The sequence below is a fragment of the Aeromicrobium sp. PE09-221 genome, assembly GCF_002174305.1.
Lineage (GTDB): Bacteria > Actinomycetota > Actinomycetes > Propionibacteriales > Nocardioidaceae > Aeromicrobium.
Map to the genome: position 1 here is coordinate 68553 of NZ_MIJB01000003.1, position 16490 is coordinate 85042.

Here is a 16490-nt window from a genome sequence, read left to right on the forward strand (position 1 = left end):
CCCCGCGGGCGCTACCGTGGGAGACCCGACTCGCGGCGACGCCGTGCGTCGGCCTCCCCGTCCCGGACCGAATGCCCTGACGCTTATGGACTTCGACACCCTCCAGGCCGTCGTCGACGACCTGGCCCAGCGCCTGCAGCGCTCGGTCGCGGTCGACGACACGTCCATCCGCTTGCTGGCGTCGAGCCGCCACTTCGGCGAGGAGGACGAGCTTCGCTCGCACTCCATCCTCAACCGCGAGGTAGCCGACGACGTCGTCACGCTGATCCGAGCCATGGGTATCGCCGACTGGGTCGAGCCCGGCTGGGTCGAGGACGCCGACGTGGGTCTGACCAGGAGACTGTGCGTGCCCGTGCGCTGCCACGGTCTGCTCCTGGGCTACCTGTGGCTGATCGACTGGCCGCAGCACCCCATCAGCGGCGACGACGTCACGCGAGCCGTGAGCGCCGCCGCGCACGCTGGCGCCCTGCTCTACCGCGGACGCCTCACGAGCGAGCGGCTGCGCAACCGGCACGAGTCGGTGTTGCGCGAGCTCGTCTCCTCCGACGAGGCGGCACGCGCCCAGGCCGTCGAGGACCTCCGGGCCGAGCAGGTCTTTCCGGAACAGCCCCGCCCCTACCAGGTGCTGGCGGTACGGACGTCGACCCTCGCCGACGTCACGACCGGGGATCCCGAACTCCAGATCGCGGTCCAGGAGGCCGTCGGCCGCACGCCTTCGGAGAGCGCGATGGCCGTCGCGGGACCCGCGCGGGCCTGGATCCTGCTCGCAGGGTCAGAGCCGTGGTCGCGGCATCGGATCGACACGCTTGGACAGCAGATCCGTTCCCGCATGCCAGGCACCGATCTCAGCGGACCCCACACGACCTTCGGTCTAGGCGGCGTCGTCACCGAGCTGGAGGACCTGCACGTGTCCTACCGCCAGGCTCTGATGGCGGCGAGGGCGTCCGACCTCGTGCCGACGTTCGCGCCGCTCGCCCGCTGGAACGAGCTCGGCCCCTACCAGCTCCTGCTGCGCATGAACAGCAGCGATATCGCCGCCGTGGCGTCGGTCCCCGCCCTCATGACGCTCGAGGCGGCCGATCCCCACGGCCTCCTGATGGAGACGCTGGAATGCTTCCTCGACCATGCTGGAGACGTCCGCGCCTCCGCAGCCGTCATGTGCGTCCACCGCGCCACGTTCTACCAGCGCCTCAAGCGGATCGAGGAGCTCTCCGGCTGCGACCTCGGGTCGGGGTCCGACCGTCTCATGCTGCACCTCGGCCTGAAGATCCGGACATTGACCGCGGGATACCGCAAGACGCGCGGATGAGGCGTCGGCCTCGGATCACCCGGCTGCTTGACCCCAGCCGCCGCCACCCCCGCTGATCGTGCGCACGACATCGCCCGGGCGCAGGACGCCCGCCTCGTTGCCACGGTCCGTCAGGACGACCTCGTCGGGCTGCCCCGGGCGGAGGATCACCTGGTTCGGCGTGCCATCGAGACCGCCCTCCACTCCCTTCGACAGCACGTTCCTCGTGTTCTCATTGGCGTACTTGAGCACCGTGCCCTCCTCCAGCACCTGGTAGTCACGCACGAGACCGTAACCGCCGTGGTGACGACCGGATCCGCGCGAGTCAGCCGAGAGCGCGTACTGGAGACACCGCAGGGGGTAACGGTTCTCCATGACCTCGACCGGCAGGTTCAGCGTGTCGCCGTCCAGCGTGAAGATCGCGGTGCTGCCGTCGCCCGAGGCATGCGCGCCGTGTCCGCCGTCCAGGGGATCGATCATGATGAAAGGGTCCCCGTGACGCGGGTCGACGCGCAGCAGGTACACGCCGAACAGCTGGTACGAGCCGGCGCGACTCGTCTGCGGAAACACCGGCGCGAGCGCGTTGACGACCAGCTCCATGACGGCGGCACCGACGAACCCGAAGGCATCGCTACCCGCCGGGCGCTCGGGGTTGACCAAGGAGTGCGGCGGCAGCACGACATCAACGTGACGGAAGTGTCCCGCATTCGTCGGGTCAGTCGGGCTCATCAGGCCCTTGACGGCCGAGAGCACCTCGCTGCGCGTGCCGATCGCGGTCATGTTCATTGAGCCCTGGCTCGTGGGGCTGGTGCCGTCGAAGCCGACCCTGATCCGGTCTCCCTCGATCGTCACCTGCACGCAGACCTCGGGCCGGACGTCCGGGTCGATGCCGTCGTAGTCCATCACGATCGACTGGGAGTATGTGCCGTCGGGGAGCGCGGCGATCTGCGACGCCACGCTCGCCGACGTGGCGGCGATCGTGCGCCGCATCGCGCCAACGACGCCGTCCGCACCGTAGCGGTCGCAGAGGGCACGGATCCGGTCCACGCCGGCACGGCAAGCGGAGATCTGCGCGTCCAGGTCGCCGCGGACGATCTCGGGGAACCGGGTGTTCGCCGAGATCAGCTCGAGCATGTCCTCGACCGGTGTTCCCTCCCGGACCAACCGTTGGTGCGTGAAGCTCAGTCCCTCCTGGTAGACCTCGGTCGACGTCATGTCCCAGCCGCCCGGCGTACGTCCGCCGACGTCGGCCCAGTGCGCTGTCACCACGACGAACGCGACGAGGTCCGCGCCTTGGTGCACGGGCATGTACACCGTCGTGTCGGAGATGTGCGTTCCCGTGAGGTAGGGATCATTCACGATGAAGACGTCGCCGGGTCGGTAGTGATCGGCTCCGTGCTTGTCCAGACCGGTCTGCACGATGGCCGGCATGCACCCGATGAACGCGGTGAGACCGGAGTCCTCCGCCCACAGCTCGCCCTCGGCGGAGATGACGGCAATGCCGAAGTCCTTGGTGTCGAACAGCAGGGGATTGAACGCCGTGCGGACGATGATGTTGTTCATCTCATGGGTGGTCGCCACCAGGGCGTTGCGCACGACCTCGGCGGTGATGGGGTCGGCCGCGTGGTCGATCGTCATGCGGAAGCTCCTTCGCGGGTCAGGACGAGGTGCCCCGACGGCTCTGTCCCGGCCGCCCATCCGGGTGGCACGAGCGTCGTGTTGGTCGGTTCCTCGATCACGGCCGGACCGACCAGCCGCGCGCCGGCACCCAGGTCTGCTCGCTGGTGGACCGCGGCGCTGCTCGGGACGTCGGTGAAGTAGACCGGCTTGAGTTCCGGGCCCGGAGTCGAGAGGGCGTCGGGCAGGGACGGCAGCCGAGGCGACTCCACGGGCAGCGTCCCATGTGCGCGCAGCGTGACGATCTCGAGCACGTTGTCGCGTGTGCGCGGGCCGTACATCCGGTCGTGGAGACGACGGAATCCCTGTTCGATGCCCGCGACCAGTGCCGCCGGGTCCTCCAGCCACGCCGTCTCGATCGGGACGGATACTGTGTGGTGCTGCCCGACGAAGCGGGCATCGACGGTATGGGCGACCTCGACCGCGTCGGACGGTCCGTACGCGCTCATGACCTCCCGGATCTCCTGAGCGAGCTCGGCGAGGTCGGCCACGAGTTCTTGGGGGGAGCCCTGGAGGTCGAGGAGCCTGGTGCGGACGATGTCCTCGCGGTAGTCGCTCGCGAGGATCCCCCACGCGGAGAAGTTGGCGGCAGCGACAGGGCAGACCACCGTGTCGATCCCCAGGTCCTGCGCGAGCAGGGCGGCGAACAGTCCGCCACCGCCGCCGTACGAGATCAGCGCGAAGTCACGCGGGTCGAAACCCCGCTGGACCGTGATGGCCCGGATCGCGTTCGTCATGTTCGACTCCGCGATCCGCAGGATGCCGAGCGCGGCCTCGGTCACCGACAGTCCGAGTGGGTCGCCCACGTGCGCCCTCACGGCGTCACGAGCTCGCTCGACGTCGAGCGTCATGCGCCCTCCGAGGAAGCGAGTCGGGTCGAGCCTGCCGAGCAGGACCTGCGCGTCGGTGACGGTCGGCCGATCGCCGCCCTTGCCGAAGCAGACCGGCCCGGGGACCGCGCCCGCGCTCTGCGGCCCGACCTTCAGTGCTCCGGTGCCGTCGAGCCACGCGACCGACCCGCCTCCGGCTCCGACGGAGGTGATGTCGACGAGCGAGCTCAGGACCGGCCTGCCGCCGATCGTCGCGTCGGACTTCTCGACCAGGTCCCCGTCGAGGATCAGGGCCACGTCGAACGTGGTCCCGCCCACGTCAGCGCACACGGCGTGCGCGATGTCGAGGGACCGGGCGAGCTCCCGCGAGGCGACGACGCCGCCGGCCGGGCCCGACATGAGGGTGCGCACCGGGAGGTGTGCAGCGCGGTTCGCCGTCAACACACCGCCGTTGGATTGCATGATCCCGACCGTTCCGGCATGACCGTCGTCGGTCAGCGCGCGCGTGAGATTGTCCAGGTAGGACGCGAACTCGGGCTGGACGAAGGCGTTCACGACCGCCGTCGAGGTCCGTTCGAACTCGTGCCATTCGGACGCGACCTGGTGGGACATCGTGATGGGCACCTCAGGGAACGCCGCCCGGAGGGCCTTGGCGAGCTCGAGCTCGTGCATCGGGTTCACGTAGGCGTGCAGGAGACAGATCGCCACGGCCTGAGGATCGGCCTCGCGGAGCTGGGCGACCGTGGTCGCGATCGACTCTCCGTCGAGCGGTTGCAGGACCTTCCCGGACGCGTCCAGTCGCTCGGCCACCTCCAGGCGCCGCGCGCGAGGCACCAGGGGGGCCGGCGCTCGGAAGCGAAGGTTGTAGATCTCCGGGCGGCCGCCGCGCCCGATCTCGAGCACGTCCCGGAATCCCGCCGTGGTCACCAGCGCGACCCGTGCGCCCCGCTCTTGCACCAGGGCGTTGATCGCGACGGTCGTGCCATGGAACAGCTGAGAGACGTCGGCACCGCTCAACCCCATGCGGTGCAGACCGTCGAGCAGCTCCTCGTGCTGACGCCCCGCACTCGCCGGCTGCTTCTCGAAGCTCACCCGTCCCGATCCGATGTCGATGGCGGCAAAGTCGATGAAGGTGCCTCCGACGTCGATCCCTACACGCGAGGACTTCTCGGGCTTACGCATGTCGACCGCCTCCTGGTTGATGGCGCCACCACGTCCCGAACTGCGAACGCTTCGGCCTTCGTGTCATTCTGGCCGCATCCTGGAGTCATGGGCATAGACATCTGACGCGAAACCATCTCGTCCGACGCGACATCAGGCGCGACTCGAGGGCTTTTTGATGAAGAGAGGGGATCGCAGGATGGCCTCTCATGAAGTTTGACCACAACGGCTTGTTGATGCGAGGGTGTGCATTGCCTTCGCGCATCTGTCCCCTAGTGCAGGCAACCGAAGCGTAGATGCCCAGAGATGTGGGCAGAGCCAAAGCCGATGCCAACGAGAAGAAGGCCCCCGACAAAACTGGAATCCCAGCGATAATCGGGGGCCTTCTACTTGCGGTGGCGGTGGGATTTGAACCCACGGTGGGTTTGACCCCACACATCATTTCGAGTGATGCACCTTCGGCCGCTCGGACACGCCACCGCGAAGTACCTTACCGGAACCCCCATCACCGTTCACGCGGCGGGTGATCCTCAGGACTCTTCGGATTCTCATCGTCAGCAAACGAACCCGTTGAGTGTGACGTTTGGGCGGCGAGAAGTCGGTTTCTGCCGTCCAAACGTCACACTCAACGGGTTCGGGTGGGCATCACGACACGGCGAGCAGCAGCTTGCCGGTCGACGCGCGGCTCTCCAGCTGGCGGTGTGCCTCCGCCGCCTCACTCAGCGGCCAGACGCCCCCCGCGATCGGCCGCAGTGTCCCTGCCGCGGCACGCGCCAGGACGTCATCGGCCCGGCCCCGCCACTCCTCCTCGGTCCGCGCATAGTCGCGTCCGGAGGCGCGGGTCACGTATAGGGACCCATTCCCGAGGCGGCCGAGATCGAAAGGTGGAACCGGACCGTTCGCGGCACCGTAGAGGACCAGCGCACCCCGGTGTCTCAGCAGATCGACGCCGCGCAACGCCGCGTCACCGCCGTTGGCGTCGAACACCGCGCCGACGCCATCGGGGACCAGCTGTCGAACTTCTTCGACCAGCCGCTCGGAGTCCACCAGCACGTTCTCCGCGCCCGCGCTGAGGGCAGTCGCCCGCTTCTCCTCCCGCGAGACGACCCCGATGACCCGCGCACCTCGGGCGACCAAGAACTGCGTCAAGAGCGTCCCGACACCGCCGGCCGCGGCCATCACGACCGCGCTGTCCCCGGACTCCAGCGGCCACGTGGACTCCGCCAGGTACTGCGCCGTCACGCCCTGCATGAGAACCCGGGCAGCGTCCTCATCGGCGAGCTCGATCGGCACCGGCACGAACATCCATGCCGGGGCCACCACCTGTTGCGCGTAGCTGCCCGCAACCTTGCTCCATGCCACCCGATCGCCGACGCGCAAGGAGTCCACCTCGGCTCCGACCTCGATCACCTCACCGACGCCCTCGACCCCGGGGACATCCGCCGGTCCCAGCGGCACGAGTCCCCGGCGTTGCATCACGTCCCAGAAGTTCACGCCGCTCAACCGGACCGCGACCCGCACCTCCCCGGGCGCGAGCTCGACCTCCGGGATCTCGACGAGCCTGAGCACGTCCACGCCTCCGGTACCGTGGGCGGCCATCGCCTGCACCATCGTCACATCACTCCTCGTCCGGGATGCCGACGCCGAAGAGCGTCATCGTCTGCGCGAGCGTGCGGTAGTAGCCGACGAGCACCGACAACTCGACCAGTTCCCGATCGCTCAGGATCGCCGAGGCCCGCTCGAACTCCTCATCGGTGACCACACTCGACTGCAGGAGATTGGCGACCACCTCGTAGCTGGCCTGCTCGGTCTCATCGCGGCCGCGGAAACTGCCCAGCGAGATGGCCGTGATCTCCTCATCGGTGACGCCGACCGAGCGCGCGATGCGCTCATGGGCCCACCACTCGAACTCACTCCCGAGCGCCTGTCCGACCTGCAAGATCGCGATCTCCCGCACCCGATCGGTCAGGCTCGTCTGGAACCGGATCGCCGAGCCGAGGGCCTGCAGCCGGTCCCCGATCCGCGGGGCGTGCAGCATGACCCCGAAGGGACCCGTCAGAGAGCCGTCGGAGTCGACCAGGGGGAAGAGTTGCTTGCCCTTGGCGCGGTCTCCGCCGGCGATCGCGTCATAGACGGCGCGCTGCTCGTCGTCGAGCTCACCGGGCACCAGCTTCTTGAGTCTCATCGTGCTCTCCTTCCCCACAGCAGCCAGCCGAGCACGAGACCGGCGACACCCCCGGCGATCGCCTGGCCGTACCGCTCCTTCACCATCGGCACCAGCAGCGACATCGCATCGAGGCCCGCGTCGGCGCCCTCGGTCGTCGTCGCACCCGCAGCCGCAGCCGGTTGAGCCGGACCGGCACCGGGCGCCGTCGTGTGCTCCTCGGCTCGGGTCGCGGCCCCTCCTCCGGCGAGCTCTCGGCTCAGGTTGTCCGTGAACTGACCGATGAGGCGGTTGCTGACATCCGCGATCGCTCCGCGCCCGAACTGCGCCATCCGCCCGGAGATGTCCAGCTCGGTGTCGATCAGGACGCGGGTACGCGTCTCCCCCTCCTTCTCCAGCCGGGCCGAGATACGGGCATTGGCGGCGGCCTGGCCCTTCGGATCCTTGCCCGCCGCAGCGATGACGGCCGACTTGGCCGCGTCGTCCTTCTCCGCGAAGCGGGCCGTCCCCTTGAAGTGGGCGCCGATGGGACCCACCTTGATCTTGACTCCGCCGAGGTAGTCCTCGCCGTCACGTCCTTCCAGGGCCGCCCCCGGCATGCAGGGGGCGATGCGCTCCAGATCCGTGAGCAGTGCCCACGTCTCCTCCATCCCCGCGTCGATGGTGAACTCGTTCTTCAACAACATGTTCGTTACCCTTCCCGCCTCAACGGCCCGCGAACCCGGCGAGACCCTCGATGACCTCGTCTTCTCCGGCATCGAAGAAGGCCATGATGCGGCACGGGCACGCCTCGCCGCCCTCGATCTTCCACGGGAAGGCGCCGATGATGGCGCGCGTGTTCAGCACCTGCTCGATATCGCCGCCCACGTTCTCGGCGTGGATGCAGCCGTCCTGGAAGGCCAGGTGGTGCATGGGGAAGATGTCCGAGGACACCTCACGTCCCGACAGATGGTGCGTGTAGTGGTAGTCGCCGCCGAAGAACTCATGATGGCTCATCCCGACGTGCTCCTCGAAACGCTTGAGGAGGTCCGGCCGCATGTTGCGGATGGTGGTGTTCATCGGATGGTCGCCCGAACCGGCGTCGATGCCCCACCAGCGGATCTCCATCTCCGCCATCCACCGCGCCAGGCGCACGCTGCCGCCTGGGTGCATCGTGAAGTACCGCACGAGATCCTGCTGCGGCTGACCCTGGTAGTAGCGGTGGAAGCCCGTGTGGATGATGAGGATGTCGCCCTTCTTCACCTCCACCTTGTCGGTGATGTGCTCCGGCTCGATCAGGTCCCAGTCCGAGACCGCATCGGAGACGTCCACGATCGCTCCGGGGTGGATGAGCTTGGTCAGCGGCAGCGAGGCCATGTCCAACCCGCCATCGGTGCCGTGCATCGGACCGTCCAGGTGCGTGCCGCTGTGCAAGGAGGTCTCGATCTTCTGCGAGACGATCTGATTCGTCTGCAGATTCTGCGTGTAGTACATCTTGCCGCCGGGATAACCCACCCAGCCCGGCGTGTGGATACCCCAGGGATGGGTCAGATCAACGATGCGCATGGTGCTTACTCCTTCGTAGGGACGTCGTGCGTGGTGGTCGGTTGGAGGAGCCGGCGCAGGGTGTCCGGCTTGATGGGGACGGAGTCGATGGCCCCCGGCCTCTGCAGGGCGTCATCGACGGCCGAGGCGATCGCGGCGGCCACCGCGGTGGTACCGCCCTCCCCCGCTCCCTTCACCCCGAGGGGATTGAGGGGGCTGGGGGCGTCTTCGGTCACGAGCATCTCGATAGGGGGCACCTCCGCCGCGGTCGGCACGAGGTAGTCCATGAACGTGGTGGACTGCGGCGTGCCGTCGGCGGCATAGAGGAACTCCTCGTACATCGCCCCGCCGAGCCCTTGGGCGACTCCGCCGGCGATCTGGCCCTCGACCAGCAGCGGATTGAGAGCCCGTCCCACGTCGTAGGCGACCATGAAGCGCTCGACCTCGAGCCGCCCGGTCCCCTCGTCGATCCGCACGAGAGCCGCGTGCAGGCCGTACGGGTAGGTCATGTGATCGGTGTGGAACCAGCCGTCAGCGGCCAGCCCCGGCTCCTCTTTGAGCTCACTGGCCCGGAGCGGCTCCAGGATCCCGGCGATCTGTCCCAGGTCCAGGCCCCCGTGCTCCGCACCCTCGACCTCGACGACACCGCCACGGATCCGCAGTTGCTCGACGCTGACGGCGAGCTCGGCCGCCGCGGTCCGGAACGCCTTGTCGCGCACCGCCTTCGCAGCATTCAGGGCGGCCGATCCCGCCATGACAGTCAAGCGGGTCGCGAACGCGCCGCGCCCGTACTGGAACTGATCGGTGCGACCGCGCACGACCCGGATCGAGTCGTGGGGAACATCGAGCACCTCCGCGACGACCTGCGCGAGGACCGTGTCGACGCCCTGCCCCACCGATGAGGCTCCACAGAGCACCGTCACCGCCCCGGCGCTGTCGACGACGACCCGAGCACCCTCCGAGGGCCCGATCCCGCTCTTCTCCACGAAGTACCCGAAGCCGAATCCGACCCGTTCGCCGGCAGCACGCCGGCGCGAGACCGTCTCGCGGATCGCGGGAAAGTCGAAACGCTCGGCCGCCTTGTCGATCAACAACGCATAGTCCCCGGAGTCGTGGACCAAGTGCGTGCCCATCGCCTGGATCGGCCGCTCATAGGGCATCTGCTCGGGACCGATGAGGTTGCGTCGTCGCACCTGCTCACGCGAGAGTCCCAGACCGTGCGCGATGGCATCGATGAGCCGTTCGCGAGCGAAGGTCCCCTCATAGCGTCCCGGCGAGCGATAGGTGCCCGCGGGCGTCTTGTGCGTCAGGCGCACATGCGCGGTGACCCGGAGGTTGTCGATGACATAGGGGCCCGGCAGCATCGAGGCGGTCAGCGAGGCGACGGTCGCGCCGTGGGTGCGCACATAGGCCCCCTGATCGAGGGTGAAGGTCGCGTCGAGCGCCCGGATGTACCCGTCTTCGTCGACCAGCGCCCGCAGCCGGTGATGCTGCCCGCGGGAGTGGTTCGTCGCCATCAGATGCTCTTGACGGTCCTCGATCCACTTGATGGGCGCCCGTAGGCGCATCGCCGCGACGGTCACCAGCACGTCCTCGGGATAGAGTTCCCCGCGCGGACCGAAACCGCCACCGACATGGGTCTCTCGCACCACCACTTGGGACGGAGCCAGACCGTTCATGGCGGCGATGGCCTCGCGATTCCAGAACGGCACCTTCGCGGCACCGTCGACGATGAGCTGGCCCTCCGCTTCGTCGTAGACGGCGACGAGGCCGCGGCACTCCATCGGCACACCGGTGTGGCGTCCGATGCGCGCATCCATCGTGAAGACCCGTCCCTCGCCGGACGAGAAGGCCGCATCCACGTCGCCATAGCCGATCGTGAAGACACTCGCCTCGGAGTCCTGGGCAGGGAGTCTCTCACCATTCCCCGCGGCCCAGCTGGCCTGCTCGGCATCGACCCAGACGACCGGCTCGGCATCGGGGTCCAGATGAGCGGGGAGGGATTCGATCTCCACGTCGACGAGCTCGGCCGCGTCCTCGGCCAGATACGATGACTCGGCGAAGACGACCGCGACCGGCTCGCCCACGTAGCGCACCACCGAGCGTGCCAGCACCGGCTGACGGTAGGGCAACAGCTCCTCGCGCGGAGTCAGCCGGAACCCGATCGCCGGGAGGTCGGCGACATCCGCATAGGTCCAGACCGCTGTCACGCCCTCGAGCCGCAGGGCCTCGGTGCCGTCGATCGACACGATGCGCCCGTGGGCGACGGGTGACCGCACCACGCGCATGTGCAGCTCGCCGGCACGCTGGGTGTCGGCGGCGAACCGTCCGGCCCCACGTAACAGGACCCGGTCCTCGATCCGGAGAGCTCGTGAACCGATCACCCGCGCATCTCCTCCGCCGCGGACATCGTCGCGGTGACGATGTTCTGATATCCGGTGCAGCGGCAGAGATTCGAGGACAGCACATCGCGAAGCTCGTCCTCCTGAGCCTCCGGGTGCTCCTCCAGGTATCCGGTCACCAGGGTGAGAAAGCCCGGGGTGCAGAAGCCGCACTGCAGGCCGTGATGCTCCCAGAACGCCTTCTGCACCGGGTGCAGGGTCTCCTCATCGGGCGCGAGCCCCTCGACCGTGCGCACGGAGGCTCCCTCGGCCTGCACCGCGAACATCAGACAAGCGCGTACCGGCTGGCCGTCGAGGAGCACCGTGCAGGCACCGCACACCCCGTGCTCGCAACCGAGGTGCGTGCCCGTCAGGGCGCAGTCCTCCCGCAGCGCATCGGCCAGGGTCCGTCGTGGCTCGATATCGATGTCGTACCGGTCTCCATTGACATATAGGCGCACAGGCACCGTGGAGCGGGTCATGACGCGGCCTCCTTCGTTCGGCTGGCTTGCCGGATCATCGTTCGTAATCGGTGCGGCGTGGCAGGCAGGTGGAAGACTCCGATGCCCAGCGGAGCGAGCGCATCGGAGACGGCATTCGCGATGGCCGCCGGGGCTCCGATCGTTCCGCCCTCGCCGACTCCCTTGGCCCCGGTGATCGAGGCGGGGGAGATCGTCTCGAGATGGGCGATCCGTATCGGCGGGATCTCGGCCACCGTCGGCGGCAGATAGTCCATCAGCGAGGTCGTGACGAGCACGCCACGTTCGTCGTAGATGAGCTCCTCGTAGAGCGCATTGGCGATGCCCTGGGCGATGCCTCCGTGGATCTGCCCGTCGACGACCGCCGGGTTCACCAGCCGCCCCGCGTCCTCGGCGACCAGGAACCGCTCGATCCGCACCTCACCGGTGTCCGGGTCGACCTCCACCTCCGCGACATGGCACGCATTCGCGAAGGTTCCGGCGGGGTCGTAGACGCCCACCGCCTCCAGCGCCGGTTGGCCCTTGTCCGGGATCAGCTGGGCATTGTGGTAGGTGTCACGGGCGAGGACACGCAGCGCGATCTCTTCCCCGGTGTCACGGCGACGCGCGTGTCCCTCCACCAGATCGATGTCATCGGGCAGGCCACCAAGCCGGTGCGCCGCCAGCACGCGCAGCCGTTCAGCCAGCTCGCGGGCGGCGATCAACGTGGCTCCACCCGCGATGACCATGGCCCGGCTGGCGAAGCTCCCCCAGCCGTAGGGCGTGGTATCCGTGTCGGAATCGATCACCCGGACGGAGGAGGGTTCGATGCCCAGGGCATCGCTGACCACCTGGGAGAGGGTCGTCCGCAACCCCTGTCCGTGCGGAGAGGCACCGATCCGCAGCGTCACCCCTCCAGAGGGATCCATCGTGCAGATGACCCGCTCGGCTCCAGGCGTGACGGTCGCGATCTCTTCGCGCCCCAGGGTCATCGGGACGGACCGGGCCGCGAAGGCGGGAGTGCCGTAACCGGTACGTTCGGCGAAACTGGAGAATCCGATCCCGAGATAGCGCCCCGCCTCCCGAGCGGCTCGCTGCCTCTCCCGGAACTCCGCGAGATCGGCCATGTCCGCCGCGAGCTGCAGCGTCTCCAGATGGGACGCGTCGTCCAGCACGAGTCCGGAGGGCGTGCGGTGCGGGAATTCGCCCACCAGGTTTGTGCGGCGGATCTGCACCGGGTCGAGGCCCAGCTCGGCTGCCGCGACATCCATGAGACGCTCCATCGCCAGCACCTGGACCGGTCGGGACACACCGCGGTAGGGAGCGATCGGACATTTATTGGTGAGGATGCCGCGTGAGCGCACCGAGTACTCGCGCACCCGATAGCAGCCCGGCAGCTCAGCCATCGCCATCAGCGGTTCGACCCCGAAGGTCACCGGATAGCAGCTGTACGCCCCGACATCGCAGACGAGGTCCCCGCGCAGGGCCAGCAACTCGCCTGCGGCGCTGAAGGCTCCCTCGATGTCGTAGACCTGTTCACGGCTGTGCCATGCCCCCAGGAAGTTCTCCTCGCGGGTCTCGATCCAGGCGATATTGCGTCGCAGCGTCCGGGAGAGGTGCACGACCACGATGTCCTCACGTGCGAGCGTCATCTTGGCACCGAAGCCGCCGCCGACATCGGGGGAGATCACACGGAGGTCGTCCTCGGGGATGCCGAGGCAGTCGGCGATCCCGGTCCGGGTCATGTGCGGCATCTGCAGGGTCGCATGCAATGTCACCCGCCCGGTGGCTCGGTCGTAGGCCGCGTGGCTCGCGCGGGCCTCCAGGGGCATCGCGCTCTGCCGCGAGGACCCCACCTGGACAGTGACGATGCGGTCCGCGGAGGCGACGGCCTCGTCGAACCCCGGTGTATGGATACGGCCGTCGACCACGGTGTTCGGGTCCCCGGGGAACTCCGTATCGTGCACGAGCGGGGCGTCGCGCCGGCTCGCCGCCTCGGCGCTGAGCACCGCCGGCAGTGGCTCGATATCGACCACGACCTCGTCCAGGGCGTCCTCTGCCTCGGCCTCGCTCGGCGCGAGCACGGCCGCCACCGGCTCGCCGACGAAGCGCACGACATCGTCGGCGAGGATCGGCGTCGCGACCGTCACATAGTCCGGGCGGTCGAGGACGGCGCGGATCGGATGGAGCCCCGCGAGGTCAGCGGCGGTGACGAGGGTGACGTGCGCGGGAGCGCTGATCGAGCGAATCCGTCCGGCGGCATGCGAGCTCCGCACGAATCGCACGTGCAGACAGTCGTCGCCTGCGGCAACGTCGGCGACGTACCGACCCCAGCCACGCAGGATGGCCGGGTCCTCCAGCCGTGGCATGGCGCGACCCGTCCAGCTACGCGGCTCGGCCGTGTTCATGACCCAGCCCCCGCGGTGTTCAGCGCTCGAGGAAGCAGAGCGCGGACGAGGTCGCGGCGGTAGTCGGCGTCTCCGTGGGAGTCCGAGGGAGGATCGACCTCGTCCGCGGCGGCGGCCGCCGCCTCGGCCACCGCGCCTGCCGACCACGCGCTGCCCAGCAGGGCGGACTCGGCGGCCTGGCTGCGCCACGGCACCTCGCTGACTCCTCCGAGACACACCCGCGCTCTTGTCACGACACCGTCCTCGATCTTCACCGCCGCCGTGGCGGCCACGATCGCGAAGTCCCCGGCTCGTCGCGCGAACTCGGCGATCCCGGTCACATGATGGTCATCGAGCGCAGGCAGCGATATGGACGTGAGGATCTCATCGGGCTCCATCGCGGTCGTGAAGATCGCCTGGAAGAAGTCGGCCGCGGGGATCGTACGCTCACCTCGTGTGCTGCGGACGGTCATCTCGGCGTCGAGCAACCGCGCCACCAGACACCACTCCGAGGCCGCATCGCAGTGGGCGATCGACCCACCGAAGGTGCCCCGGGTGCGGATCGGCAGGTGCCCGACCTGGGCGGCGGCCGTACGCAGCAAGGAACCCAGCGGCCCCTGGAGACCGGTGTTCTGGACGGCGAGATGACGAGTGCGCGCACCGATCGTGACACGGTCCTGGCCCGGCACGATGCCCTCGAGGCCGGGTACCCGATTGATGTCGATCAGGCGCTCGGGCCGCGCCAGCCGGAAGTTCATCATCGGGATGAGGCTCTGGCCACCGGACAACACCTTGCTCTCGAAGGGGTCGATCGCGAGCTGCTCCATCGCCTCGTCGAGGCTGAGCGGCCTGACGTAGTCGAATGCGCTTGGTTTCACCAGATCTCCTTGCCGTCATAGACGCCGTACACATCGGTTCTCCGGTCGGCACGGGGCCTGATCCGCGCCGACCGCTCCTGGGCCGCCCGCACGTCGGCGAGGTCCACGACCGCGCTGGCGCGATCCGCTTCGCGCCTCGACAGCGGTCCCGCCAGTAGCCGGCCGCGGGCATCCACGGCCACCGACCCGCCCAGGGTCCGCGCGCCCGGGTGCTCACCGGCCTGCGAGACCGCCACGACCGCCACCTGGTCGAGATTCGCCTGGACCAGCACTGCCTCGGCCTGTTGGACGAGCCCCTCCGCCGGGACATCGGCATCGAAACCACCGACCCACGCGGCCGGGGCGAGCACGATCTCCGCGCCCTTCAGGGACAGCAGCCGTAGGGTCTCGACGAAACGCAGGTCATAGCAGACGCAGATGCCCAGGACTCCGTACGGCGTCGCGACGACCTCGAGGTGGTCGCCCGGGGTGAATGCCTCCTTCTCCGCGTCGAAGAGGTGCAGCTTGCGGTAGTTGAGCAGAGGCCCGTCCGCGCCGACGAGCACGACGCTGTTGAAGTACTCGTCGCCGTCCCGCTCGCAGTAGCCGGCCGCGACCAGGCCTTCGTGGGCGGCGGCCACGGCCATCAGGTCGTTCACCAGCGGGCCGTCCACGGCCTGGGCACTGGACTCCACGCCGGCGCGGTCGACGACGTAGCCGCTCGCGGCGAGCTCAGGGAAGACCGCGATGTCGGCGCCCTCGCGCAGCGCCATGCGCGCCCGACCGAGCAGTTCCGCGATGTTGTCAACGCTGCGGCCCGGCACGGGTGCGGTCTGCTCGAGGGCGACGACGGTCATGAGAGCTCGAGCTCCGCAGTCAGTCCCTCGACATCGACGCCGACGGCACGCAGCATGTCCAGATCCGCCGGACACGGGCCGCCGACGCTGATCACCCTCTCCCCCAGATCGGCGGCCACCGCGTGGATGACGCCGGCGGGGATATGGACCACGTCGCCCGGTCCGAAGGACAGTTTCGCACCATTCGTGACGTCCTCGGCGGTACCCCGGCCCTCCACGATGTAGATCGTGTCCTCGGAGTACCGATGCACGTGTTCGGTGTTCCGCTCACCCGGCTCCAGCACGACATAGTTCATATTGGCAGTCGCCGCCCGTGCGCCGTACCAGACGACGAGTCGAGCATCGGCGGAGATGAAGGGCACCATGAGTCCGGGATCATCGCGGTGAAATCCTCGGAGCTCCGGTGTGCCCGTGTCGGTGGCGTCGACCTCGGCGGCCGGTGTGCCGAATGCGGGGTCGACCGGGGACGGCCCGCCGATCAGGAACGCTCTCGAGGAGGCCACGATGCGGTAGTCGGTGCCGGGCGCGGCGTGGAACATCGCTCCCTCCTCGAGCGTGAGGCGTTCACCCGCGTCGGCGGATTCCACCGATGCCTTGCCGTCGATCACGTAGTAGACGGCCTCGACCCGGTGGCGCAGGGAGATCGTCGAGGCGCCCTCGGCGAGCTCGATGGCGTACAGACTGCGCAGGCTCGCTCCGGACCGGGGACCGATGACCTCGCGACACGACCCGTCCCCCAGGACGATGTCGAGCTCCGGCCCCCACGCGTCCCGTCCGATGATCCGGGCGTGGCCTGCTTCATGTGTCATGACATTGTTCCTCACTGCCATCGTCCGCCAGGCGGACTCTTCTTGAATTTCTGTTAAGTGTAATTGAAATCTGCGCGAATGGGGAGGCCCGCGTCCG

13 protein-coding genes and 1 tRNA gene are annotated in these 16490 nt (G+C 68.6%); 1 reads left to right on the forward strand and 13 read right to left on the reverse strand.

Going from position 1 to position 16490, the window contains the following annotated elements; all coding sequences use genetic code 11:
• Nucleotides 1-85 precede the first annotated feature (85 nt).
• Entirely contained in the window at nt 86-1309 is a 1224-nt protein-coding gene (locus BHE97_RS01490; RefSeq protein WP_087622246.1) for a helix-turn-helix domain-containing protein, read from the forward strand.
• A gap of 15 nt (nt 1310-1324) precedes the next feature.
• On the opposite strand, the gene BHE97_RS01495 is transcribed toward BHE97_RS01490, so the two are convergent.
• The 13 genes from BHE97_RS01495 to BHE97_RS01555 form a co-directional block, all read right to left on the reverse strand.
• Nucleotides 1325-2926: a hydantoinase B/oxoprolinase family protein gene (locus tag BHE97_RS01495; protein WP_170931187.1), complete on the reverse strand. Its 1602-nt coding sequence runs from the start codon at nt 2924-2926 to the stop codon at nt 1325-1327.
• Nucleotides 2923-4977: a hydantoinase/oxoprolinase family protein gene (locus BHE97_RS01500; RefSeq protein ID WP_087622248.1), complete on the reverse strand. Its 2055-nt coding sequence runs from the start codon at nt 4975-4977 to the stop codon at nt 2923-2925. Before BHE97_RS01500 ends, BHE97_RS01495 begins: the two co-directional genes overlap by 4 nt.
• A gap of 372 nt (nt 4978-5349) precedes the next feature.
• A tRNA-Ser gene (locus BHE97_RS01505) sits at nt 5350-5436 on the reverse strand.
• A gap of 165 nt (nt 5437-5601) precedes the next feature.
• On the reverse strand, nt 5602-6567 hold the full coding sequence (locus BHE97_RS01510; protein ID WP_236757490.1) for a quinone oxidoreductase: 966 nt from the start codon (nt 6565-6567) through the stop codon (nt 5602-5604).
• 7 nt (nt 6568-6574) lie between these two features.
• On the reverse strand, nt 6575-7141 hold the full coding sequence (locus tag BHE97_RS01515; RefSeq protein ID WP_087622250.1) for a carboxymuconolactone decarboxylase family protein: 567 nt from the start codon (nt 7139-7141) through the stop codon (nt 6575-6577).
• Nucleotides 7138-7806, reverse strand: coding sequence for an SRPBCC family protein (locus BHE97_RS01520; protein ID WP_170931188.1), 669 nt, complete (start codon nt 7804-7806; stop codon nt 7138-7140). The genes BHE97_RS01515 and BHE97_RS01520 overlap by 4 nt, the downstream gene beginning before the upstream one ends.
• A 19-nt stretch (nt 7807-7825) precedes the next feature.
• Complete coding sequence (locus tag BHE97_RS01525; protein WP_087622252.1) at nt 7826-8665, reverse strand: cyclase family protein; 840 nt, start codon at nt 8663-8665, stop codon at nt 7826-7828.
• 5 nt (nt 8666-8670) lie between these two features.
• On the reverse strand, nt 8671-11028 hold the full coding sequence (locus BHE97_RS01530; RefSeq protein ID WP_087622253.1) for a xanthine dehydrogenase family protein molybdopterin-binding subunit: 2358 nt from the start codon (nt 11026-11028) through the stop codon (nt 8671-8673).
• A complete protein-coding gene (locus BHE97_RS01535; RefSeq protein WP_087622254.1) occupies nt 11025-11507 on the reverse strand; it encodes a (2Fe-2S)-binding protein in 483 nt (160 codons plus the stop codon). Before BHE97_RS01535 ends, BHE97_RS01530 begins: the two co-directional genes overlap by 4 nt.
• Nucleotides 11504-13891 carry a xanthine dehydrogenase family protein molybdopterin-binding subunit gene (locus tag BHE97_RS01540; protein WP_087622255.1) on the reverse strand — a complete coding sequence of 796 codons (2388 nt, stop codon included), beginning with the start codon at nt 13889-13891 and terminating at the stop codon, nt 11504-11506. Before BHE97_RS01540 ends, BHE97_RS01535 begins: the two co-directional genes overlap by 4 nt.
• Nucleotides 13888-14748, reverse strand: coding sequence for a xanthine dehydrogenase family protein subunit M (locus BHE97_RS01545; protein WP_087622256.1), 861 nt, complete (start codon nt 14746-14748; stop codon nt 13888-13890). Before BHE97_RS01545 ends, BHE97_RS01540 begins: the two co-directional genes overlap by 4 nt.
• Nucleotides 14745-15584, reverse strand: coding sequence for a nitrilase-related carbon-nitrogen hydrolase (locus BHE97_RS01550; RefSeq protein ID WP_087622257.1), 840 nt, complete (start codon nt 15582-15584; stop codon nt 14745-14747). Before BHE97_RS01550 ends, BHE97_RS01545 begins: the two co-directional genes overlap by 4 nt.
• Nucleotides 15581-16393 carry a cupin domain-containing protein gene (locus tag BHE97_RS01555; protein WP_170931189.1) on the reverse strand — a complete coding sequence of 271 codons (813 nt, stop codon included), beginning with the start codon at nt 16391-16393 and terminating at the stop codon, nt 15581-15583. The genes BHE97_RS01550 and BHE97_RS01555 overlap by 4 nt, the downstream gene beginning before the upstream one ends.
• Between the last annotated feature and the right edge of the window lie 97 nt (nt 16394-16490).

Excerpts from the sequence above, each read along its gene's own strand:
- BHE97_RS01525 (WP_087622252.1), bottom strand. The coding sequence starts at position 8,665 with ATGCGCATCGTTGATCTGACCCATCCCTGGGGTATCCACACGCCGGGC.
- BHE97_RS01520 (WP_170931188.1), bottom strand. The coding sequence starts at position 7,806 with ATGTTGTTGAAGAACGAGTTCACCATCGACGCGGGGATGGAGGAGACG.
- BHE97_RS01500 (WP_087622248.1), bottom strand. The coding sequence starts at position 4,977 with ATGCGTAAGCCCGAGAAGTCCTCGCGTGTAGGGATCGACGTCGGAGGC.
- BHE97_RS01490 (WP_087622246.1), top strand. The coding sequence starts at position 86 with ATGGACTTCGACACCCTCCAGGCCGTCGTCGACGACCTGGCCCAGCGC.
- BHE97_RS01495 (WP_170931187.1), bottom strand. The coding sequence starts at position 2,926 with ATGACGATCGACCACGCGGCCGACCCCATCACCGCCGAGGTCGTGCGC.
- BHE97_RS01510 (WP_236757490.1), bottom strand. The coding sequence starts at position 6,567 with ATGGTGCAGGCGATGGCCGCCCACGGTACCGGAGGCGTGGACGTGCTC.
- BHE97_RS01540 (WP_087622255.1), bottom strand. The coding sequence starts at position 13,891 with ATGAACACGGCCGAGCCGCGTAGCTGGACGGGTCGCGCCATGCCACGG.
- BHE97_RS01515 (WP_087622250.1), bottom strand. The coding sequence starts at position 7,141 with ATGAGACTCAAGAAGCTGGTGCCCGGTGAGCTCGACGACGAGCAGCGC.
- BHE97_RS01555 (WP_170931189.1), bottom strand. The coding sequence starts at position 16,393 with ATGACACATGAAGCAGGCCACGCCCGGATCATCGGACGGGACGCGTGG.
- BHE97_RS01550 (WP_087622257.1), bottom strand. The coding sequence starts at position 15,584 with ATGACCGTCGTCGCCCTCGAGCAGACCGCACCCGTGCCGGGCCGCAGC.
- BHE97_RS01535 (WP_087622254.1), bottom strand. The coding sequence starts at position 11,507 with ATGACCCGCTCCACGGTGCCTGTGCGCCTATATGTCAATGGAGACCGG.